This is a genomic window from Flavobacterium sp. W20_MBD1_R3, assembly GCF_052119725.1.
GTDB lineage: Bacteria > Bacteroidota > Bacteroidia > Flavobacteriales > Flavobacteriaceae > Flavobacterium.
Genome location: NZ_JBGQOR010000005.1, coordinates 126,335 through 150,049, shown reverse-complemented (window position 1 = coordinate 150,049; position 23,715 = coordinate 126,335). Strand labels below are relative to the sequence as shown.

15 protein-coding genes are annotated in these 23,715 nt (G+C 36.4%); 7 read left to right on the top strand and 8 right to left on the bottom strand.

What is annotated here, in order from left to right; translation table 11 throughout:
* Positions 1–6: 6 nt before the first annotated feature.
* Both ACEN2F_RS09455 and ACEN2F_RS09450 read left to right on the top strand, forming a co-directional pair.
* On the top strand, positions 7–1,125 hold the full coding sequence (locus tag ACEN2F_RS09455; RefSeq protein WP_441738290.1) for a SusE domain-containing protein: 1,119 nt from the start codon (positions 7–9) through the stop codon (positions 1,123–1,125).
* A gap of 74 nt (positions 1,126–1,199) precedes the next feature.
* On the top strand, positions 1,200–4,088 hold the full coding sequence (locus ACEN2F_RS09450) for an alpha-amylase family glycosyl hydrolase (RefSeq protein WP_441738288.1): 2,889 nt from the start codon (positions 1,200–1,202) through the stop codon (positions 4,086–4,088).
* Between the two features lie 110 nt (positions 4,089–4,198).
* On the opposite strand, the gene acs is transcribed toward ACEN2F_RS09450, so the two are convergent.
* From acs to ACEN2F_RS09410, 8 genes are all read right to left on the bottom strand, one after another.
* Positions 4,199–6,106: an acetate--CoA ligase gene (acs, locus tag ACEN2F_RS09445; RefSeq protein WP_441738285.1), complete on the bottom strand. Its 1,908-nt coding sequence runs from the start codon at positions 6,104–6,106 to the stop codon at positions 4,199–4,201.
* Positions 6,107–6,120: 14 nt separating this feature from the next.
* Positions 6,121–8,019, bottom strand: a complete 1,899-nt coding sequence (locus tag ACEN2F_RS09440; protein WP_441738283.1) for an acetate--CoA ligase — start codon at positions 8,017–8,019, stop codon at positions 6,121–6,123.
* Positions 8,020–8,036: 17 nt separating this feature from the next.
* Positions 8,037–8,399, bottom strand: coding sequence for a response regulator transcription factor (locus ACEN2F_RS09435; RefSeq protein WP_113637591.1), 363 nt, complete (start codon positions 8,397–8,399; stop codon positions 8,037–8,039).
* A gap of 3 nt (positions 8,400–8,402) precedes the next feature.
* Positions 8,403–11,108 (bottom strand): ATP-binding protein, encoded by a 2,706-nt coding sequence (locus ACEN2F_RS09430; RefSeq protein ID WP_441738280.1) that lies wholly within the window; start codon positions 11,106–11,108, stop codon positions 8,403–8,405.
* Between the two features lie 321 nt (positions 11,109–11,429).
* Entirely contained in the window at positions 11,430–11,657 is a 228-nt protein-coding gene (locus ACEN2F_RS09425; protein ID WP_282713779.1) for a DUF6814 family protein, read from the bottom strand.
* A 10-nt stretch (positions 11,658–11,667) separates the two neighbouring features.
* Positions 11,668–13,203, bottom strand: coding sequence for an MFS transporter (locus ACEN2F_RS09420; RefSeq protein WP_441738276.1), 1,536 nt, complete (start codon positions 13,201–13,203; stop codon positions 11,668–11,670).
* A 24-nt stretch (positions 13,204–13,227) separates the two neighbouring features.
* Positions 13,228–14,607, bottom strand: a complete 1,380-nt coding sequence (locus tag ACEN2F_RS09415; RefSeq protein WP_441738273.1) for a porin — start codon at positions 14,605–14,607, stop codon at positions 13,228–13,230.
* A 103-nt stretch (positions 14,608–14,710) separates the two neighbouring features.
* A complete protein-coding gene (locus tag ACEN2F_RS09410; protein WP_441738270.1) occupies positions 14,711–15,130 on the bottom strand; it encodes a transposase in 420 nt (139 codons plus the stop codon).
* 606 nt (positions 15,131–15,736) lie between these two features.
* On the opposite strand from ACEN2F_RS09410, the gene ACEN2F_RS09405 reads away from it, so the two are divergent.
* From ACEN2F_RS09405 to ACEN2F_RS09385, 5 genes are all read left to right on the top strand, one after another.
* Entirely contained in the window at positions 15,737–17,224 is a 1,488-nt protein-coding gene (locus ACEN2F_RS09405; protein WP_441738267.1) for a sodium:solute symporter family transporter, read from the top strand.
* Positions 17,221–18,726 (top strand): class I adenylate-forming enzyme family protein, encoded by a 1,506-nt coding sequence (locus tag ACEN2F_RS09400; RefSeq protein ID WP_441738264.1) that lies wholly within the window; start codon positions 17,221–17,223, stop codon positions 18,724–18,726. The genes ACEN2F_RS09405 and ACEN2F_RS09400 overlap by 4 nt, the downstream gene beginning before the upstream one ends.
* Entirely contained in the window at positions 18,723–19,661 is a 939-nt protein-coding gene (locus ACEN2F_RS09395; RefSeq protein WP_441738261.1) for an alpha/beta fold hydrolase, read from the top strand. Before ACEN2F_RS09400 ends, ACEN2F_RS09395 begins: the two co-directional genes overlap by 4 nt.
* Before the next feature lie 12 nt (positions 19,662–19,673).
* Positions 19,674–21,101 carry a hypothetical protein gene (locus tag ACEN2F_RS09390; protein ID WP_441738258.1) on the top strand — a complete coding sequence of 476 codons (1,428 nt, stop codon included), beginning with the start codon at positions 19,674–19,676 and terminating at the stop codon, positions 21,099–21,101.
* A gap of 135 nt (positions 21,102–21,236) precedes the next feature.
* Positions 21,237–23,705: a TonB-dependent receptor gene (locus tag ACEN2F_RS09385; protein ID WP_441738255.1), complete on the top strand. Its 2,469-nt coding sequence runs from the start codon at positions 21,237–21,239 to the stop codon at positions 23,703–23,705.
* Positions 23,706–23,715: the final 10 nt, after the last annotated feature.

Below are 23,715 nucleotides of genomic sequence, written 5' to 3'. Positions count from 1 at the left end.
ATATAAATGAAAAATTTAAATAAAATTCTAATAGCGTTTATAGCGATATTAGTAGTTTCATGTACTGCTGATGCGGTTGATAATAGGCCGGTAATTGAGTCAATTAGTGCTCCTGAGTTAGTAACTCCTGAAAATAATACGGCCTTTGTTTTAACAGAAGCCAATGCTGCAAATGTTGCCGATACAGTAACATGGACTAAAGCTAAATATTCGAATACAGTAGTTGTTCAATATACGGTTTTGATGGATCTAAAAGGAGGTGATTTTACGAATGCGATAGCTCTTGGTACAACAAGTGATACCAATAAACTTGCCGTTTTGGTAAAGAATTTAAACCAAGTAGCTATCGAATTAGGCGCTGTCCCGGGAGAAGCTACACCTTTTGATATTAAAGTGAAATCGAGCGTTTCAGGAGCGGTTGTTATGATATCTGAAACTCTCATTACTATAAGTGTCAACGCCTACAGTGGTTTAGTTGCTTATGATTTTACAGATTGGTACTTAATTGGAAGTGCTGTTTATGGTGGATGGGATAATAATACAACAACAAAACACCAACCCTTGTTTAGAAGCGCTACCAATGCTAAGGAATACAAATTCACAGGCTATTTTATGGCTGGAGAATTTAAATTTATTTCTACATTAGGGAGTTGGTTGCCCCAATTAGGTAAAGGTGCTGATAATAGTTCAATTGCAATAAAATCACTTGATTCTCAAGGAGATCCTGGAACTTTTCTTATTGCCACAGCAGGTTATTATACCTTTACTATGAATACAGAAACTTTAGCAGCTTCTTTGGTTGCTTACAATGCATCTGCTGCTACGACTTACACAACGGTTGGTGTTATAGGAAGCAGTACTCCTTTAGGTTGGGATGGTTCTACGGCTATGACACAATCTAGTTTTAACGCACATGTTTGGTCCTTAGGCGTATCTTTAAATGATGGTGCGGCTAAATTTAGAGCGAACAATGCTTGGGATGTAAGTTGGGGAGGCGACAAGGCCTTTTCTGGATACCCTGGAAATGGCACAAGTGGAGCTGATATTCCTGTATCTAAATCAAAATATAAAATCTTTTTCAATGATTTAGATGGCAGTTATTTGATGATTCCTAATCAAGAATAATTTATTTCAAAAAATTTAAGGGCTATCTATGGATAGCCCTTTTTTTTAGCTTTTAACTTAACCAACCGTAAACCATGAAAAAAACTATACTTTTTTTATTGTTCTTTCTTTCAATTGGAGCTACTGCGCAGCAAAAAACCATTCCGTATTCAATAAGTCCGACCACTTTTGAAGAAACAACATCCGTAACCATCACCATCTCTGGCAATAATGTTGATGAAGCTGCTTGGGAAATTACCAGAAATGCTTTGTACATGTGGACTTGGTCTCTGGATATCAATGATGCCAACAGTGTGGATTGCCCAACTAATGGAACTTGGACTTCGTCTAACGAAGCCAATCGTTTTGCTTATAATTCGGCTACGAATACCTATACCAAAACATTTACACCAAATGTTTTCTATAACAGAAACGGAATTGGTAGAATTGGGTTCCTTGTAAAAGCTAAAGACGGAACTGGAGATAAAAAATCGCAAGATAATTTTATTGAAGTCGGTACTTATCAAGTGACACTTTCAGCACCAGCTGAAAATAGCTCAACAATTATTGCATCTGGTGGAAATTTGAATATTTCAGCTGCTAATACAGGCGGAAATGCCAGTTATGTATTAAAGGCAAACGGGACAACTTTAAACACAAATACAGCTACTTCCAGTTATACTTTTAATCACACAAATATTACAGGGAATCAAAACTACGAATTGCAGGTTACTCAAGGAACAACGGTAATCACTAAAAAGTTTAGTGCTTTAGTGAATCCAAATGTGGTTAGTGAAGTTATGCCTGTGGGTTTATTAGACGGAATAAATTATAATTCTTCCGATGCTACAAAGGCAACTGTGGTTTTGGATGCGCCATTCAAAGATTTTATTTACGTAGCGGGAAGTTTTAATAATTGGCAGCCTACGGGTTCTTTTGCAATGAAAAAAGATCCAGCTTCGGGAAAGTTTTGGTTAGAATTAACCGGATTAGTTTCAGGAACAAATTACACCTACCAATATTGGGTAGTTGATGCAACCCCTATTGCAGGAACGCCTTCGTTAGTGAAGACTGCTGATCCATATTCGACTTTAGTATTGTCTCCTGATGATGATCCTTATATTCCGGCTTCCAGTTATCCTAACCTTCCTTTATACCCTGCTGGTCAGCAGCGTGAGGTAACGGTATTGCAAACCGGGAAAATAGCTTACTCTTGGAGTAGTGCCACTACAAATTTTGTTAAACCAGAAAAAGAAAAACTGGTTGTTTATGAATTATTGGTTCGTGATTTTGATGCTAACAGAAGTTATCAGGATCTAATTAATAAAATAGACTATTTCAAAAATTTGAAAATAAATGCGATTGAGTTAATGCCTGTAATGGAATATGAAGGCAACGAAAGCTGGGGATACAATACCTCTTTTCACATGGCATTGGATAAATTCTATGGTACTTCGGATAAGTTAAAAGAGTTTGTAGATTTATGTCATCAAAACGGAATTGCTGTAATTCTGGATGTTGCTTTAAATCATGCTTTTGGAAGAAATCCAATGCTTCGGATGTGGATGAATGATCCTGATGGTGATGGCTGGGGTTCACCTTCAACTGAAAATCCTTATTTTAATACAACAGCAATGCACAGTTATAGTGTTGGAGAAGATTTTAATCATCAACAGCCAAGAACACAAAATTATGTGCAACGTGTTATCAAACAATGGATTGAAGAATACAAAATCGATGGTTTCCGTTGGGATTTAACCAAAGGATTTACACAAAATTGCCCCACGAATGTTTCTGGCGGTCAGGGTGCCTGCACAGATATTCTGCAACAGGATCGCGTTGCGGTGCTGAAAGGCTATGCAGATTATTCTTGGAGTTTAGATCCAACTCATTACACTATTTTTGAACATTTAGGAAGCAATGATGAAGAGCAACTTTGGGCTAATTATAAATTGGATGAAACACCAAGTAAGGGAATTATGATGTGGGGAATAATGACCAATCCATACAATGAATTATCCATGGGGTATACCGGAAATATTTCTCGTATGAATAGTTCCAGTAGAGGTTTTGAGGCTCACAGACTCATGGGTTATGCCGAAAGTCATGATGAGGAACGACTGATGTACAAAAATTTACAATTTGGAAATACGTCCAATTCTGCTCATAATGTTAAAACATTAAATGTTGCCTTATCGCGTATGTCAGCACTTGGCGCCGTTTCTTTATTGGTTCCGGGACCAAAGATGATTTGGCAGTTTGGAGAGCTAGGTTGGGAAAATTCTATTTTTGCCTGTAATAATGGTACGGTAAATACCCCATCGGATGCATTATCTGGCGATTGCAAATTAGATATTAAACCACAGCCGCAATGGGCAAGTAATTGGCTTGGTGACACCAGCAGAAGTAAAATTTTCGATGACTGGGCTAAAATGATTACTATGAAGACTATAGAACCTGTATTTTCAGGAACTGCAAGCATGGCCAATTCAAGTTCATTATATCCAAATATTAAAATAGCCAACGGTGCTTTGGCGTCAAGCCAACTTAAAGATGTTTTGATCTTGGCTAATTTTAATGTAACCACACAAAACGTTCCTTCTGGATTTCCGTATGCAGGAACGTGGTACAATTTGATGGATAACACAACGATTACCGTTAACAATGTAAATGATCTGATAGCAATTGCGGCAGGTGATTTTCGAATTTACGGTAACAAAACAGCTTCATTGGCAATAGCCGATTACGAAAAATCACCAACGATTGTGTTGTATCCAAATCCAGCTTCTGATTATTTTACATTGAATGAAACAACTTCAAAAGTTCAGATTTTTTCTATCACAGGACAATTGGTCAAGAGTTTTGATGCCAATAAAACGGCGGGATCTCAGTTTCCAGTTAGTGATTTGAATCAAGGACTTTACATCGTAAAAACATTTGATGATAATAATGAAATGAAAGTATTGAAACTGTTGAAAAATTAAGAATACGTTGAATCATGCAAAAACGGCTGTCTCTAAAAAGACAGCCGTTTTTGCATAAAAAAAACTGCTCCAAAGATGAAGCAGTTCTTAACTACAATTAAAACTAAATATTAAATTTTACCGTCTTTGATTTCGTCCACAATTTCAGGATTCAACAATGTTGAGGTATCGCCAAAATTAGAATAATCACCTTCAGCAATCTTGCGCAGAATCCTACGCATGATTTTACCGGAACGGGTTTTTGGTAAACCGGAAACAAACTGGATTTTGTCCAATTTGGCGATTGGTCCAATATGGTCGGATATGTGTTGGTTAATTTCTTTGCTAAGGTTTTCTCTATCACGATATTCTCCGGTTTCTTTTAGAATTACAAAACCATACAAAGCATTTCCTTTGATATCATGCGGGAAACCTACAATAGCACTTTCTGCAACCGCAGGATGTTCGTTGATGGCATCTTCAATAGGAGCAGTTCCCAGATTGTGCCCAGAAACGATAACCACATCGTCTACACGACCAGTGATTCTGTAATACCCAACTTCGTCACGCAAAGCGCCATCCCCAGTGAAATATTTACCTGGAAAGGTAGAAAAATAAGTTTCCTTGTATCTTTGATGATCGCCCCAAATCGTTCTGGCAATTCCTGGCCAAGGAAATTTAATGCATAAACTTCCTGTAACCTGATTGCCTTCAATTTCGTTGCGTTTTTCATCCATCAAAACGGGTTGGATTCCCGGTAAGGGTAATGAAGCATAAGTTGGTTTTGTTGGCGTTACAAACGCAATTGGCGAAATCATAATTCCTCCTGTTTCAGTTTGCCACCAAGTATCCACGACAGGACATTTCTTGTCTCCTACGTGGTTGTTATACCAGTGCCAAGCTTCCTCATTGATAGGTTCTCCCACGGATCCAAGTACTTTCAAGGAGGTCAATTGGTACCTTTGCACGTATTCGATGCTTTCTTTTGCCAAAGCTCTAATCGCAGTTGGTGCCGTATAAAATTGGGTGACTTTGTGCTTTTCGATGGTTTGCCAAAAGCGACTGAAATCAGGATAAGACGGAACGCCTTCGAAAATTACCGTCGTAGCACCGTTCAATAACGGCCCATAAAGAATATACGAATGTCCGGTAATCCATCCAATATCAGCGGTACACCAGAAAATATCATTGTCTTCATAATTAAAAACGTTCTTAAACGTATAGGCAGAATATACCATATAACCCGCTGTAGTATGTACCATTCCTTTTGGTTTTCCTGTTGAACCGGAAGTATAAAGGATGAACAAAGGATCTTCGGCATCCATGATTTCAGCTACATTATTATCCGAAGCTTGGTCTAGAAGGGGTTGCAACCACTGGTCACGACCTTCTTTCATCTTGATAGTTGAGTTGATTCTTTTAGCTACCAAAACGTTTTCTACACAAGGACAATTTAGTAAGGCTTCATCAACGATACTTTTCAAATCGATGGTTTTGTTCCCACGATATCCACCATCTGAGGTGATGACCATTTTACATTCGCTGTCGTTGATTCTTGCTGCAACTGCCGAAGCTGAAAATCCTGCAAAAACAACCGAGTGAATCGCTCCAATTCTGGCGCAGGCCAGAGTGGTAATTGCTAATTCAGGAATCATTGGTAAGTAAATACAAACGCGATCTCCTTTTTGTATGCCTTGTTCCTGTAAGACATTCGCCATTTTGCAAACACGTTCATACAATTCATTATACGAAATATGCAATGCCTCTTCGTTGGGATCATTTGGTTCAAAAATGATAGCTGTTTTGTCTCCTTTTTTGGCAAGATGCCTGTCGATACAGTTTTTTACAATGTTTACTTTTGCATTGGTAAACCATTTAATATCGGCTTCAGCCATATTAAAGTCTACAACTTTATCCCATTCTTGGTACCAAGTAAAATTTTCAGACGCCACTTTGTCCCAGAATTTTTTGGGTTCACGAACTGATTTTTTGTAATGTTTAAAGTACTCTTCTAGATTATTAATTTTATAGTAACTCATGATTTTGGTAAATTTTAAATATTATAAACTCCTATTTTATATTTTGTTAATGAGGTAACAATTTCTTCGACAATGGTTTCATCATCAATGGTAGATGGAATTTGAAATTCGGAACCATCAGCAATACTGCGCATTAATTTTCTCAGGATTTTTCCCGAGCGTGTTTTTGGTAATCGCTGTACAATTACAACATTTCTCAACGAGGCAACTGCGCCAATTTGCTGGCGAACCAGTTTAATGATTTCTTGTTCCAATTGATAATGTTCGATTTCATCTCCTGATTTGGTTACCACCAAAGCCAAAGGAATTTGCCCTTTCAACTCATCGTGAATCCCAATAACGGCACATTCAGCCACGGAATAGTGGGAAGCAACAACTTCTTCCATTTCAGCTGTTGACAATCGATGTCCCGCTACATTTATCACATCGTCCGTTCTTCCAGTGATGAAAATATATCCGTCTTCATCTTTATAACCACCATCGCCAGACAAATAATAGCCGTCAAATTTGCTGAAATAACCGGCTTTGAAACGTGCTTCGTTTTCCCAAATTCCCAACATATTTCCTGGAGGTAATGGTAGTTTTACAACCACCAAGCCTTCTTCATTGGCTTTTAATTCGTCGCCGTTTTCATTAAAAATCCGAATGTCATACCCACAAACTGCTTTTGTGGCTGAACCTGATTTTACTGGCATTTTTTCAATACCAAGAGAATTGGCAATCATTGGCCAGCCCGATTCTGTTTGCCACCAATGGTCAATTACAGGAATAGGAATGTGTTGTTGGTACCATTCCAGTGTAGCATTATCACAACGTTCTCCCGCCAAAAATTGATTTTTAAGAGCGCTTAAATCATATTTTTTGATGAATTCTCCGTCAGGATCTTCTTTTTTGATGGCTCTAATGGCGGTTGGAGCCGTAAACATCGTGCCTACTTTATGCTCTGAAATTATTCTCCAAAACGTACTCGCATCGGGAGTTTTTATGGGTTTTCCTTCAAAAATTATAGTGGTATTTCGGTTTAATAATGGTCCGTATAAAATATAGCTGTGCCCAACTGCCCAACCCATATCCGATGCTGCCCAAAAAGTCTCGTCTTCTTTTACATTGTAGATGTACTTCATAGAAAATTTTAAGGCAACGGCGTAACCACCGGTATCTCTTACAATTCCTTTTGGTTTTCCTGTAGTTCCAGATGTATACAATATATACAACGGATGATTTGAAAGCAAAGGGACACAGGGTGTTTCTTCTGATCCGTAAACCAAGGCGTCGTAATCTACATCATATTTCTTGAACGGAATTCGGGCGCCTAATTTTCTATTGAAAACGATTACCTTTTTTGGTCGGTGACTCGCCAATGCAATGGCTTCATCTACTAAAGGCTTATAAGCAAGTATACGGTCGATCTCAATCCCGGACGAAGCTGTAATAATCGCTCTGGGTTTGCAGTCGTCAATTCTGATGGCCAATTCATGCGGCGCAAAACCTCCAAAAACAACCGAATGAATCACGCCAATTCTCGCGCAAGCCAACATGGCAAAAGCAGTTTGAGGAATCATGGGCATATAAATTATGGCGGTATCGCCTTTCTTTAATCCCAATGATTGCATGCCTCCCGCAAGTTTTGCGACTTCGGTTTTTACTTCCGAAAAAGTATATTTTTTTACGGTTTGTGTCACCGGAGAATCATAAATAAAAGCGACCTGATCTCCACAACCATCCTGAATGTGCTTATCTAACGCCAGATAACAAATGTTCAATTCGCCATCTTTGTACCAAAGCGGATATCCATTTTCATCTTTCGATAAAATCGTTTCCGGTTTGTTGTACCACTCAATTGCATCAGCTTGTTCTGTCCAGAATTTTTCTGGATGCGCAATGCTGTCCTCATAAATTTGCTTGTATGTCATTGTGTTGAATTTGTTTCTTATTGAATTAATTCATGAACTTGATCGACTAATTTTTTAACTGAAAAAGGCTTCACAACATATAAATTAGCGCCTAATGAAAGTCCTTTTTCAATATCTTTTTCCTTGTTTTTTGCCGAAAGGAAAATGACCTTGCAATGCCGCAGTCGTTCGTCTTTTTTTATTTGTTCCAATGTGGCGAAACCATCAACCATGGGCATCATGACATCCAGAATAATGACATCCGGAAGTTGTTTTTGTAAAATATCCAGTGCTTCCTGACCGTCACGCGCTATGAAAACTTCAAAATTGTTCTTTTTGAAAGTATATTCCAGTGACATTACAATGTTTGGTTCGTCATCTACAATTAAAATCTTTTTCATTTTTTAACTATTTTCTGCTGTATTATAATTGGGTAATGTGAAGATGAGAGTGGCTCCTTCAGCTACATTATCTTCAGCCCAAATTTTACCTTTATGATGTTCAATAATTTGTTTACAAATGGCTAAACCCAGTCCGCTACCTATTGGTTTTTTTACGTTTTGGTTTCGAGATTGATAGAATTTATCAAAAATGGCTTCAAAATCTTCTTTTTTAATTCCCTTGCCGTTGTTGTGTATTTTGACTTCAATATTGTCTTTATTTTCAGCAATGGAAATCACTATTTTTCCGTTTGTTTCCGAACAAAATTTTATGGCATTTGAAACTAAATTATGGATGACCTGAACGATTCGCTCTTCGTCATAAAAAGCTTTTATTTCTTTGGATACATCCTCAAATTCAATGCTTATTTTTTTATTTTTTATTAATTGTTGGAGAGAATCCAACGTGTTTTTAATCGTTTTTGTAATGTTGTTTTTAGACAAATAAATCTTTTGTTTTCCAGTTTCAAATTTTTCTAAATCCAAAATTTTATCAATCAGACGATTCAATCGGTCCGACTCGGAAATGATGTTTTGCAAAAACTGCTTTCTTAACTCTTCCGGAATGTCGTCATCATCGTGAAGGATTTCACTTGCGGCACGAATGGCAGTTATCGGAGTTCTCAATTCATGGGTAACGGTGTCTAGAAATTCATCTTTTTGAATGTCTTTATTGACTAATTCCTGATTCGCATTTTTGAGTTGTTCGGATATTTTCTTTAATTCATTCGAAGTGTCCGTCAACTTCTTGTTTATGATGATGTTTTCTTTGGATTCCTCCAAAATTCGCAACACTTCCGGCAAACTGATTTTGTCTTCTTTGATTACACTCGATATTAATATTTTGGCGGAAGCCGTACCAATATGTCCCGTCAATAAATTCTCGGCAAACTTTATAAATCGGGCATCTGCTGTGGTAATGTCTTTGTCAATGTTGTATTTTAAATTAAAAATAGTCAAAGCTCGTTTTGTTCTTTCTTCTCCCAAAAATCGCTGCAACACTTTTTGAATATCAGAAATATAAGCCGTTCCTTTCCATACAAATGCGTTTTCGTGATTGGTGATGTATTTGTCAATATCCACAAACATTTCTGCATAATTGCGTTCTCTGTAATTGCCTTTGAAACTCACGGAAACCGCAGCATAACTCAGAATGTTAATTAACAAACTCCAAAAAACGGCATGCGGAATGGGTTCTAAATAATCCAAACCAAAAAGTTGAAAAGGCTTAAGTAATTCAATTCCCCAAGGTCCTTCCTGAATAAACAGGCTGGTTGATTTCGTGATTCCAATCGCATACGGAACTAACAACGTGTAAAAACAAATTAAAAAACCAAGAATAATTCCCGTTACAGCACCGTTTTTAGAGCCTCTTTTCCAGAATAATGCACCGAAAAAGGAAGGAGCCAATTGTCCTATAACGACAAAGGAAACCAGTCCGATGGAAACCAAAGAATAGTCCAAAATGAATATTCTATAAATGGCGTACGCCAAAATGATAAGAGAAAATATTCCTATTTTTCGGCTGTTTACAATCCGTTTGCTATTTTTTTTCTGCGAAGAATTTTCCAGTGAACCAATAAAACCATACGGAATCAGTAAGTTGTTGCTTAACATGGTAGCAAGTGCAATTGATGAGACAATAATCATTGAAATCGCTGCCGAAAATCCACCCAGAAAAACCATCACTGTCAATACATTATTGTCAAAAAACTGTGGGATTAATAAAGAGTACGTATCGGAATTATGCCCTTTTCCTTCAAAAAGGATATTGCCGCCCCAAGCAATTGGAAAAACAAAAAGGTTGAAAAGTAGCAGGTACAATGGAAAAAGCCAAATCGCTGTTCGGATGTGGGTTTCTTTATTGTTCTCGACAATTGCAGTGTGGAATTGTCTTGGCAAAAGGAAAATAGCAAACATCGATAAAATACAAAGAAAGAACCAGTTGATTCCGTTTGTGATGCCACCAATTGTATTTTTCTTGTCGAAATCTTTAAGGACAGCCGCTTTTTGATAAATGTCATCAAAGCCGTCAAAAACAAAATAGGTGACATAAATCCCCACGATTAAAAAGAAAACTAACTTCAAGATAGATTCCATAGCTACGGCGGTAACTATTCCGCGTCTTTTTTCGGAAGCATCTACATATTTGGTACCATAATAGGAAGCAAATAAAGCCAGCGCTATGCAAACATAGGTTGTGGTGTCAGTGAAAATATTAGAACTTGCCTGCGTTTTGGTGACAATATGAAAAGTGTCTGAAATTGATTTTAGCTGTAAAGAAATATAAGGTAAGATTCCAAAAATACAAATCATGGTTACCACTGCTCCCAGAAATCTACTGTTTCCGTATCGTAAAGAAATAAAATCTGCAATGCTGGAAATTTTATTTACTCTCGAAATTCGGATAATTTTCTTGAGAATAATGATCCACGTTGGGATAATTAATATGGGACCTAAATAAATGGGTAAATAACTCAAACCGGATTCTGCAGCAACACCAATACTTCCGTAATAGGTCCAAGCGGTACAATATACGGCTAGTGAAAAGGAATAGATGTAAGGATTATTTGTCCATTTAGAATGGCTTCTTTTTTCGGACCAGTAGGCAATGTAAAAAAGAATCGACAAATAAAGTACTAATATTAATAAGAGTCCAATGCTATTCATAATATCTTTTTATGATTAGGTACGATATGGCGATTGAAAACAACCATGCCGAGAAGATATAAATGTATATAATTGGGAATCCAAAAAGGGGTTTCGAACTATCAAATAGCAACAAGAGTGGCACGTTCAAAGCTAATAGCATTAGCATTGAAAGGATAACCAACTTTTGTTCATGTCTCTTTTTCATAAGAAAATGCAGTTTGCTTTACAGCGGAATATGCTTTTGTTTTTTAAAGATTCTGTATTCGAATCTGTGCTTTTAAAGTAAAAAATAAACAATCTCTGCAAAAGAATGCAGAGATTGTTTTAGATTGGATTTAATTAATCGTTTTTTTCGTCATAATCACCCATCAAGGCATAATAGCCAAAGGTTCCTAGTCCTAAAACGATTAAAGGTGTGAGTATAAATAGGATAATAATCCCAAATACTAAATCTTCTTGTTTGCCCGATACAAATTTGGGTAATCCAAAAGTGAAGATGCAGAAATAGGCCGCGGCGGCTGCTAATGCAATCCAAACTAATCCTAAAATTCTTTTTATCTGATTCATAGCTGTTTTTTTAAATGTGAGCGTTTTTGTCTTTATTTTTAATGTAAACCATTCCAACTACAAAGCTGACAGCAGCAATAACAATTGGATACCAGAGTCCTTCTAGGTAAAATTCTGGATTTCCGGCTTCTTTTGCATTAATAACAAAATAGGTAGAAATAGCAGGAAGCAATCCTCCAAAAATTCCATTTCCTACGTGGTACGGCAATGACATTGAAGTATATCTAATTTTTACTGGGAACATTTCAACAAGGAAAGCCGCAATTGGACCATACACCATTGTTACAAATATAACTTGTACAAATACTAGAAAGATCAAAGCCCAATTGTCGCTGGAGTTAATTTTGATAGTCGTTTTAGTATCTACTTTTGCTTTACCATCTACAACCATCGCCATACCGTTTTCTAGATGTACGGTTTTTATCTCTTGAAAAGTAGTTCCATCTACATACTCTTTATTAGTAGTATAGATTGAATCCATAGTTTGTTTTTTTGTCTCTTTTAATTCTGCCAGTACTGTGGTTTTTTCAACCATTTCCGTTTTATTAGCTATTGATGTAGTTTCGTACATACTTTTATATATCGGTCTGTATAATACAATAGCTAGCAGCATTCCACCCATCATGATGTATTTACGTCCTACTTTATCACTTAGCCAACCAAAAAGAATGAAAAAAGGTGTACCTAGCATTAAAGCAATACCTAGTAAGGTATCTACTTGCGAGGAATCAATTGACATTACCGTTTTTAAGAAACTCATCGCGTAAAATTGACCGGTATACCAAACAACTCCTTGTCCCATAGTTGCTCCAAATAATGCCAACAATACAAATTTCAAGTTGTAACGATTTCCAAAACTTTCTTTCAATGGATTAGTACTCGTTTTTCCTTCGCTTTTCGCTTTAGCAAAAACGGGAGATTCATCCATGTTTTTACGAATCAAATAGGAAACTCCAACCATGATAATAGAAACCCAGAACGGAACTCTCCATCCCCATTCGTCAAATTGTTCCGGCGTCAGAACGTTTCTTGTGGCTAAAATGACCATCAAGGAAATAAATAGACCTACCGTTGCCGTAGTTTGAATCCAAGAAGTCCAATAACCTCTTTGTCCTACGGGCGCATGTTCTGCCACATAAGTTGCGGCTCCACCATACTCGCCTCCTAATGCAAGGCCTTGAAGCATCCTTAAAACTAATACCAGTAAAGGCGCCATAAATCCAATGGTTTCATAACTTGGGATACAACCTATCAGAAATGTTGCTCCACCCATTAAAAGTAAGGTAACCATGAACGTATATTTTCTTCCAATTAAATCTCCTAATCTTCCGAAGAAAAGTGCTCCGAACGGACGAACTACAAAACCAACTGCAAAAGTGGCTAGTGTCGCCAAAAAGGCTGCTGTTGGATTATCTGCAGGGAAAAATTTTGTTGAAATTACAACGGCTAAACTTCCGAAGATATAGAAATCATACCATTCGATCATTGTACCCATTGAGGATGCGGAAATGACTTTCCAAATTCCTTTTGTTGATTTAGTACTCATAAATTATATTTTTTTAAAATTAGGTTATAGATAGATTTGAAGCTGTACTACGAATTCCCCTTTTGATCCTGAGATAGCAGATGGAGTTGTGTAAACGGGTCTTGTTGAATATTGTGCTGTGATTTTCGCGTGTTGACCGTCTAAGAAAAAGTTGGTTCCAAGATCAAATTGCGTACTGGACTTGTCTAAAGCGTCAAAGTTTTTATAGGTAAATGCCCCAAAAGGTTGTACGCGTACTTTAGGTTTGTCTACTTTGCTTGGCAATAAAATCCCCGCTTGTGTGTACCAGATATTTCCTGATCCAATAGTAGCCTGTGCATTTCCAGGTCCTGCCAATGCTCTGCTTCCTGTAAAGTTTGGATCAACAGAACCAATGTTCATGATCGCTACGTTACGCAAATAATTTGGACCAAAATCATAATCGTAGAAAACGCTATATCCGGTTACAGCCATTTTGTTTTCTTTTTTTCCAATAGGTAAATCAAGAAAAACATCGGCAGCAAAAAGATTGATGTTGTGTTTGTCAATAGTGTTATTTACCGAAGATTTGGTTGCATCTGGAGCAGTATAAAAACCGGCACCGATGTTAAACACTTTTTTAGTTCCTAAATAGCTCCCTACTTTGTACGGTAATACATTTGCTTCCTGATCTAAGAACTGGTATTCAAAGTAACCTGCTTTCGACCATTTTGTATTTCCGCTATTGTCAACCGCTACGGCATTATCTGCTGTAGTTACATTAGTTGGTGCTAAATTTGTTGCAAAAGGTTTGTTGTAACTCAAGCGGTATTCAAATTTCCCGTATTTCCCTTTAGCGAAAAGTCCCATTTGTCTGGCAAACTGATCTGAGTTTTCAATTAAAGGCCAGTTGAAGATAGGTGCGTCAATAGTAAGGAAATTCAATGTAGAAGCCATTGTAGCTCTGGATAATCCCATGTAGTAATGCAATCCGCCACCTAGCGTTAAACTGAATTTTTTGTCTTTTTCAGGCAAAACCAAGGCATATTCATTCCATGCATCGTGAAAAAATAAACCTGGTTTTTTTCCTGCGCCATATCCTCCGGTTCCTGAAGTTCCTGCTGCACCACCATTAGTGAAAGTCTGGTTGTTGATACCAAAGTGCGTTACAATCATGTATCGTTTTGATATTTGTGCATACGCAAGAAAACGCAAACGTCTGTTTCCAATGTCAGTTCCTGTTGAAGCTGGTTCTCCTCCAATCATTGTACCTGGATTCATTTGACTAGATCGAAACCAAATTTGGTTCCAAGCTATAAAACGCATGTATTTTGAACCATCTTCGTTCAAATTGAATTTCATTCCGGATCCATAATCCGTGGAGCCTTGTGAAAAACCTTTTAGCGAAAGCACGAATACTGCCACTGTAAAAAATATTTTTTTCATAAATAAAATTTTGGTTATTAAATGGTCGGTTAATAAAGTACCAAATGAAGTTGTTTATTTCTAGAAAAATAATTTTGATATATTTTTATGTAAACTAGTATAGTTAATCTTTAAAACGTTCCCATTTTATCAGCATAAATTTGTCGCCAAGCTCGGTAATAATCATCCCTGCACCGGATAGTAATTCTTTCTTTTTTAAGAATTCAACGAGTTCTAAGTGATTAAAAATCTTATACGTAGGATGGTAGTTGGCCAGAGAGGGTTTTTTGATATTAAAAGACTTTACCCAATTGCTGACGGTGACATGTGAAACGCCAAGAATGCGCTCAATTTCACGATAACTGAGTCCTTCTAGATACAGTTGTAGGGCCTTGGTGACGTAGTAATCATCAATCTTTTTTCCTATTTTATTAACAGTAAAATAGTACTTGCACTTTTTACATAAATACCTTTGTTTACTGTTGATTACGCCGCTTTTTACAATCTGATTGTTTTGACATTTAGGACAGCTTAAAATCTCCATATATATAAATTTTGCATAAATATAGTAAATTAGCAAGAATTTAAAAATGAATTATGTAAAAAAAATAGATTTATTTTGCATACTATCTATTTTTATAGGTAAATGTATGATTATAACTTAGTGATTATGATTTCCATACAAAGTAATTTTTTAGAATATAGTAATTGTTTAGGATTAATAAAAATAGGTTCTGCCTATTTGAAATACCTTTTTTTAGATTAAAAGGGCATAAAAAATAATTACAGTTTTCTGTTTTTTTGTATTGTAATTAAGGCTTAAACTGTTTTAGTTTTCTTTAATCATGCTTTATTTTTACACAATTCGTTTTTTCATAAATCAAAACTGCTTTTTGACTAAATTGAGGGTTTTTTCAGTCGGGAAGAAACTCGGACATTTAGGGCTTCTCAGTTTGCAGGAGTAAGTCCTTATTTGGAAACCTTGAACACCAAATAAAATAAAAGTCACACTTTTGTATATCTTTGATTTTAATATCGTTTGCGGTGAAATTTAGATGTTAAAACGAAATAGTCACACCTTCTTTTTAGAATACTGGAACAGAACTGTTCTTATTATTTGATTTTTTTGTTAGAACTAAATTTTAGAATTATGAAGGATTCCGAAAACTGGACGCTGTATGTCAGCCTAATATTAGTCTTATACGCTTTGGTTATTTTGTTTTTTGTGGTCAGGGGTGCTTTAAAAGCAAAAAGTATTTCTGATTATGCAGTAGGCAACATAGGTTTCCCTTCTTGGATCGTTGGATTGTCATTAGCGGCTTCGATGACTAGTGCGGCGACTTTCGTAATTAATCCCGGATTCATTGCTTTATATGGAGTTTCCGGATTTATTTCTTTTGGAATTGTAATGCCAATAGCCGCCTTTATCTCTCTTGTTGTTTTTACTAAAGGATTTGCCAAATACGGCGGTCAGGTCAAAGCAACCACAATGGCACAATGGATTGGGAACCGCTACAATAGTAATTCGTATAAATTCTTTTTTGGTATAATCGCACTTTTACTGATCACTTTCATTGTTTTGATAAATGTTGGTTTAACGCAGGTGATTTCAAAATCTTTACAAGCGGATCCGTTTTATGTATTGTTGGGAATTACCGTTTTTGTTTTTGGTTACATGATGTTTGGAGGAGCAAATTCAATGGTTTACACCAATACCATTCAGGCGATAATAATGTTTATTGTTGCCATAATAATGATTGCTTCCGGGAAGGATTTTTTCGAAAATGGTATTTCTGGATTTCTGGACCAACTCAACGCGATTGATTCAAAACTTACACAAACAACAAATGAATCTAGTTTTCTATTTCGGGATTATTTCGAAATTATTTTTGCGCAGATCGTGATTGGGATTGCCATTGTTTGCCAGCCCCATATTATAACTAAATCATTAATGCTAAAAAATCCGTCCAAGGTAAATATGTACTTGTTCAGCAGTATATTTTTCATGACGGTTTACTTTTTAGTTGTTGTTACGGGTTTGTATGCAAGGCTTACTTTTCCGGATTTAACTGCTAATGGGAAACCTTTAACCATGGATGAAATTATTCCTACTTATGTGGTTACTAAATTTTCTGTAGCTGCAGGAATACTGGTAGTTGTCGGACTTATTTCGGCAGGCTTGTCTACTTTGGAGAGTTTGATTCAGTCTTTATCGATCACAATTACAACAGATATTATTGGTACTTTGGCTCCAAAAGCAAAAGAAAAATCTTTTTTTATCAATAAAGTGGTCATTGTATTGCTGGCGATTGTGAGTTTTATTTTAAGTTGGCAACAAATACAAAACCCGACTTTAAGTGTTGCTATTTTTGCTCAAAACGGAGTTTATGCTTATTTTGCAGCGGCTTTTGTTCCGGTTTTGTTTGGTACCTTTTTCAAACAAGTTCCTACAATTGCGGTATTTACGGCTAGTGTAGTTGCTTTAGTATCACATTTTGGAATTTATTATTTACGCATCACGCCTTACATGCAAGAAACGGTTAATAATCCGGGAGTGTCAGCGGCGATTGCAATTTTGATTTCGTTATTCACTGGAATGATTTTTTATATATTTGGGAATAAAACCTCCAAAACATGAATGCATTAGACTGGATTGCTAAATGGGCTGATTATACGCCTGATAAAATAGCGGTAACCTCTTTTGATGATCAGGAGAGTTATACTTACGCAGATCTTCATAAATATGCCAACCATTTGGTAAATCATCTGATGAATTTAAACATTCAGGAAGGAGACAGGATTGCTGTTTTAGCGGAACACGGGCCTTTTTATCTGGTTCTTTTTTCGGCATGTCAGCGCCTGGGCGCTATACTTACACCTTTAAATTATCGTTTATCACAGACTGAAATTAAGGATTTGATAGACGATTGTCGTCCTTCTTTATTGATTTACAACAATGTTCAGAAAGCAAAAATTGATTTTAATACAATAAAAATGCCTCTTTGTACCGTTTCGGAATTGATTGCTATTTTTAAAAAAGAAGAACAACCCGATTTCAGTATAACAAAGGAAATAAAAGAAACCAATCCCTTATTTCTTTTTTACACTTCAGGAACAACTGGAGCTCCAAAAGGTGTTTTGTATACCAATAAAATGTTGTTTTGGAATAGTTTGAATACCTCCATGCAACTGGGAATCACCTTCAGGGATTCTACCATAAATACGCTTCCACCTTATCATACCTCGGGCTGGAACATTTTTATTACCCCATTATTGCACAAAGGAGCGCATATTGGAATGGTAGAAAAATTTGATGCCGAACGCGTTATAGGTCTTTTGGAACAAAATAAAACAAGCTTGTTTATGGCCTTACCTACCATGTTGATGATGATGCAGAAAACTGCTGTGTTCCAAGAGGCAAAATTGGACGATTTGCGGTACATCATTTCGGGTGGTGAAAGAATTAGTTTCGAACTGGTTTCACATTGGAAAACAAAGAAAGGAATTGACATCAGACCGGGCTACGGCTTAACGGAAGCTGGACCAAGCATCACTTCTCTCCATCATGAAATGGTGCTGTTAAAACCCAATTCTATTGGCAAACCTAACTTTTATCTTTCGATTAAAATTATTGATAAAAAGGGGCAAGAGGTCAAAGAAGATGAAATTGGCGAGTTGTGCATTCAGGGCGATATCATAACACCGGGCTATTGGAACAACTCCGTCGCGACAAGAGATAAAATTAAAGACGGATGGCTGCATACCGGTGATTTGGCTTGCTCTGATTTGGAAGGATATTTGTATCTGAAAGGAAGAAAAGATGATATGTATATTTCCGGTGGTGAAAATATTTATCCCCAAGAGGTGGAGTTTTGCATAGAAAAATTAATTGGCATCAAAAAAGCATTGATTTTACCTGTAAAAGATCAAAAATGGGGATCCTGCAGCATTGCTTTTATAACCTGTCAAGACATTTTAATTACTGTCGAAAAGATTCGTGATTTCCTCAAAGTGAATTTAGCTGAATACAAACACCCGAAATACATTTTTATTGTAGACGAAATTCCGTTGACTAGTTTAGGGAAAGTCTCTCGTAAAAAACTATATGAATATTTCACCTCTTTAATTCCGAAATCATGATCAGAATTTATTTATTTTTAAGTCTTACCGTCAGTACTGTTTCTTTTTCTCAAAAAGCTGAAACCATGAAAAAAATCACTTCATATTATACGTTTACCACTCATTATATTACCATTGATAACCAAGAAATTGCTTATGTTAAGGAAGGCAAGGGGAAGCAGACAATAGTTTTTATCCACGGTTTAAGCAGTAATGCTGATGCCTGGTCTCGTAATATTGAATACTTAAAAGAAAAATATATCTGTGTAGCTCTGGATTTACCGGGTTTTGGAAAATCATCTAAACGAGCACCAGCCTATACGCCGACTTATTTTGCTGAAATTGTAGCGAAGTTAATCGATAAACTAAAACTGAAAAATGTTATTGTGGCAGGCCATTCTATGGGCGGGCAAACGGCGATTAAAGTAGCCTTGAATCATCCCAAAAAACTACAAAAACTGATTTTGATTGCTCCGGCGGGAATAGAAGAATTCAGCGACAAACAGGCTATTTTGATGAAGAATGCGGTGACTGCAGAAGTGGTGTCTAATACCACAAACGAGCAGATTGATCGGAATTACCTACTCAATTTTTTTAAATTGCCAGAAGAAGCTCAAAGTATGATTTCTGATCGGAAAAAGATAAAACAAGCTTCGGATTTTTCGGAATATTGTACTGCTGTTGCCAAAAGTATCGCAGGAATGTTAGACGACCCAATTCATACACAATTGGATCAGCTCTTTATACAAACATTGGTGATTTTTGGAGAAAATGACAATCTGATTCCGAACAAATACTTAAATCCGAGCTTGACTACAGCTTTGGTGGGAGGCGTGGCAAAAGAAAAGATCAAAAATAGTAGCTTACATTTTGTTTTTGAAAGCGGTCATTTTGTTCAGTTTGAGAAACCTAAAGAAGTAAATCGTATCATTACAACTTGGTTAGAGGAAAAGTAATAAGATCATTTGATGAAGATTAAACTAAAAAAATTCACTGAACTCAGCAAAAGTATCCTGCCGCACGAAGCGCAATACCTCGCTTTGATTAGTAATTTTCAGGATCCAGAGAAGCAACAGATTTTTAATCAGGTTGTCAAAAATTCAGTTTCAGAAAGTATTTTCATTTCTTTTGATGACAATATCGACAAGAGGAAATTCAATTACATTAAAAATTGGATGGAAAAAAAGCTGACTTTCATTGATGTCGATCTGATTACTGAATGGATTATGCTTTATAAAAAGAAAATTCTGACCGACACGATTTCCTCATTGGAAGAAGTTCATTTTCTTCAATACATTCAGGGATACAAGCAACCGGATTACAACTTTCAGAATCTTTATGAGTTGGCTCGGGAATACAGAGCTTATCTGTTGATCCGGATGCGGTATAAGGACCATCAGATTATCGCGAATTTCTTAGAACTTTTTTCGTCTCATTTTACAAAAGCAAAAAAAATTCAGGACAAACTCTATCAGGCAACCACGGAGATTACCAATCAATATACACTCAAAAATAACGAAACTAAATATTGGGAAAAATGGCTGTTTAAAGTTTTTAGCACCACAACAATTGATGGAAGAAATAGGTATCAGGCCTTTGTTCTATTAGCTTTTATGTTTACTAATTATAACGATAATCAGAAATTAAAACAACTTTTTGATCAAATTGATGTCTTTTTCAGTCGGGGAGAAATGTATTCGCGCAGGTTGTTGTCTAATTATTATGCGAATAGAGTTTTACTGCACAGTAAGGAAAACGAATTGACAAAAGCGGAGTATTTTGGATTTCTTTCCATCCGCCAGAACAATGACGATACCTTGATGTATGTGAACAATTTGGTGGCTATTTTGATAAAAAATAACAAGCCTCAAAAAGCATTGGAATTATTGGAAAATTTCAGAGCACTTTCAGAATTGACGCACAATTACCATCAAAAAATTAGTTATACTTCCTACCACATTCGCTTGCTGACGGACTTTAACCAACTTTTACAGGCTGAAAATATTGCGCGACATTTTCTCAGAAAAAATGAAGAAGCAATTTTAAAACACCGCTGGCATCTTTTCTTCACTTCCTATTTTAATGTGTTGATTACCAAAGAAAAATACGAGGAAGTTTTGCAGCTTTTTCAAAAATACAAACTTCAGGAACGAGAAAATGATCGCAGAAAAAGCAGCAATTATGTGCCTACGATTGCCTGGAGTGTTTCCTTGTCAAAATATATGGAAGGAAAAATTAATTCAGTTCGATTACTTCAGGAAATTAAAGAGCCCTTAGAAGGTATAATCATTTCCGAAAAGGAAAGAAATCTGATGATACAGGTGATTGATCGATTGTCAAAAAACCTTCCTGAGGCCTTTTCAAAATTAAAGTCACACCTGAAACTTTCCACATAAATAAGGGTACGGATTACAGAATTTATACTTTTCAGGCTTTGTCGTTATTAAAGTCACACCAAAAAAACGTAAAAAGTGAGAATGCTCTTTTAGATTTCGTTTTAGATTGCACTCACTAATCAAATACTTAATCCCATGAAAAAACATCTTTACCTTTTTCTTTTCCTGTTTGCTCAGTTAATTTATGCTCAGGATAATGGCTCATTAAACGGAACAATTACCGATGCCAACGGTATGCCACTTTCTGGAGCAACAGTTCAGATCGTAAACCTTAAAAAAGGAACTGTAACAGACGCAAATGGAAAGTTTGTTATTGACAATGTTCCGGCCGGCAGCTACAAAATAGCTTTGTCGTTTGTAGGATTTGAGAGTTTTACCCAATCGGTAACCATTCAAGCCGGTAAGGCCACACAACTGAATCTCAATATGCAGGAATCTTTTGGACAATTGGACGAAGTAGTGGTTTCAGCCAATAAAAAACCACAAAAACTGACTGATGTTCCGGCCACAGTGAACATTATCAAGACTAAAGAAATTGAGCAATTTTCAAGTTTTAACTTAGGAGAATTGGCCTCGAGACAAAAAGGAGTTGATTTTGTTCGAACAGGAGTTTTGGGAACAGGAATCAATATTAGAGGATTTAACTCTGCGTTCAATTCTAAAAACCTTCAAATAACAGACGACCGTTTGTCTTCATTAGTAGCAACAGGATTGCCTTTAGGATCTATGGAAACCGTGACAAAGGACGATGTAGAACGAGTTGAGATTTTATTAGGACCAAACGGAACTTTATACGGACCCAATGCGCACAATGGTTTAGTGAATACCATTACTAAAAATCCCTTCAAATATCAAGGAACCACTTTAGCCCTTGGTGGCGGAAATCAAAGTGTATTAACTGCGCGTTTGCGTCATGCCCAGGCAGTTAGTGATAAATTTGCTTATAAATTTCATTTTGAAAGATCACAAGGAACGGAATTCAATTATACAGATTCTGTTTATGTTGGTACAAAAGGATATAAAGAGTTAGAATTAGACCGCAAATTCGACACTCAAAAATACGGGGCAGGATTGTTTTATAAACCTACAGCAACTTCGGAAGTAAGCAGTTATTACGGACACAGTAACAATAATAATTTGGGCGTAACAAGTGCTGGTAGAAATCAAATTAAAGATTGGTCTATTGATGTAGCGCAATTGAAATATGTTTCGCCGCGTCTCTTTTTGAATACTTATTACAGTTGGAGTAAAACGGATGAAACGTATGCGATTAACCAAAGAACACAAAATTATGTTTCCTTTATCAATAATGGTTTTTCAGAGGAAGAAGCTTTAAGAAGGTCTTACGCAGAGCAATGGTTTCCGATTGGTTCAGGAGGGGTGCCTTTAAAGAGAGGATCCTTATTTAAAGATGCTTCAAGAAGATACAATGCCGAAGCGCAGTATAACAACAATTGGAGTAATTTTTTCTTAACTGCTGGAGCTCAATATCAATATGATATGGCAAATTCAAAAGGAACCTATTTATTAGACCAAGACGGCGTAATCAAGATTGCACAAACGGGAGTGTATTCGCAATTTGAATACAAAGCTCCAGAATCAGGATGGGCGTTCCTAGCTGCTTTGCGTGTAGATAATCATGATTTTTACGGCTCAAATTTACTTCCTAAAGCAGCAATTACCAAAAAGTTTGAAACAGGAACTTTTCGTCTTACTTACGGAAAAGGAATGGCAGTTCCTTCAATTTTGAATCTGAAGGGGAATCTATTTGGCGGTTTAGTACTAGGAAATGGGGAAGGTTTTACCTTGTCTGATGGAAGCAAAATTGCAAAATTAGAAGTAGAAACCATCAATTCATATGAAGTAGGATATAAAGGAAAACTTTCAAAAAAACTTTTTATTGATGTAAACGCTTATTATAATCAATCAGATAAATTTATTAGTCCGCTAGTGAACATCGCTACAAATGGAAGAACGGTAACTCATGTTGGAGATAAACCAATTGGAGAGGTAGTTCCGGGTTCAACAGGTGCTTTTATCCTTACTTATTCTAATTTTGGACAAGTAGATACTTATGGGTTTGACCTTGGATTAAATTACTATTTCGATGATGCTTTTAGAACAACACTTAATTATTCCTATTTTGGAAGAAATCTAGATACAAATGACCTCAGTAACGATGGGAATCGAGATGGAAAAGTAACTGAAACAGATTTGCCAATCAATACGCCAACGAACAAAATGAGTTTGGGCCTTCACTACAATAAAGGCAAATTTTATGGCGCTATTTATGGAAGATTCGTTCAAAAATATGACTTCTTTTCCGGAATTAATATTGCAGCCAAAACGCAGGATTTAAACGGAGATGGAAGTAACGATGTAATTGAAGGAGCCAGAAATGGCAGAACATGGAACTACGGACAATTAGGCGGCTTTACAGTTGATGCGAATGTGGGTTATTATGCAACGGAGCGCTTGTCGTTTGGAGCAAGTTTTACCAATTTGTTCAATGCTAAAGTGAGAGAGTTTGTTGCTTCACCAGTAATCAGCACCTTATTTAATTTAGAGATGAAGTACAATATCGATTTTTTTGCTAAAAAATAATTGGCTAACT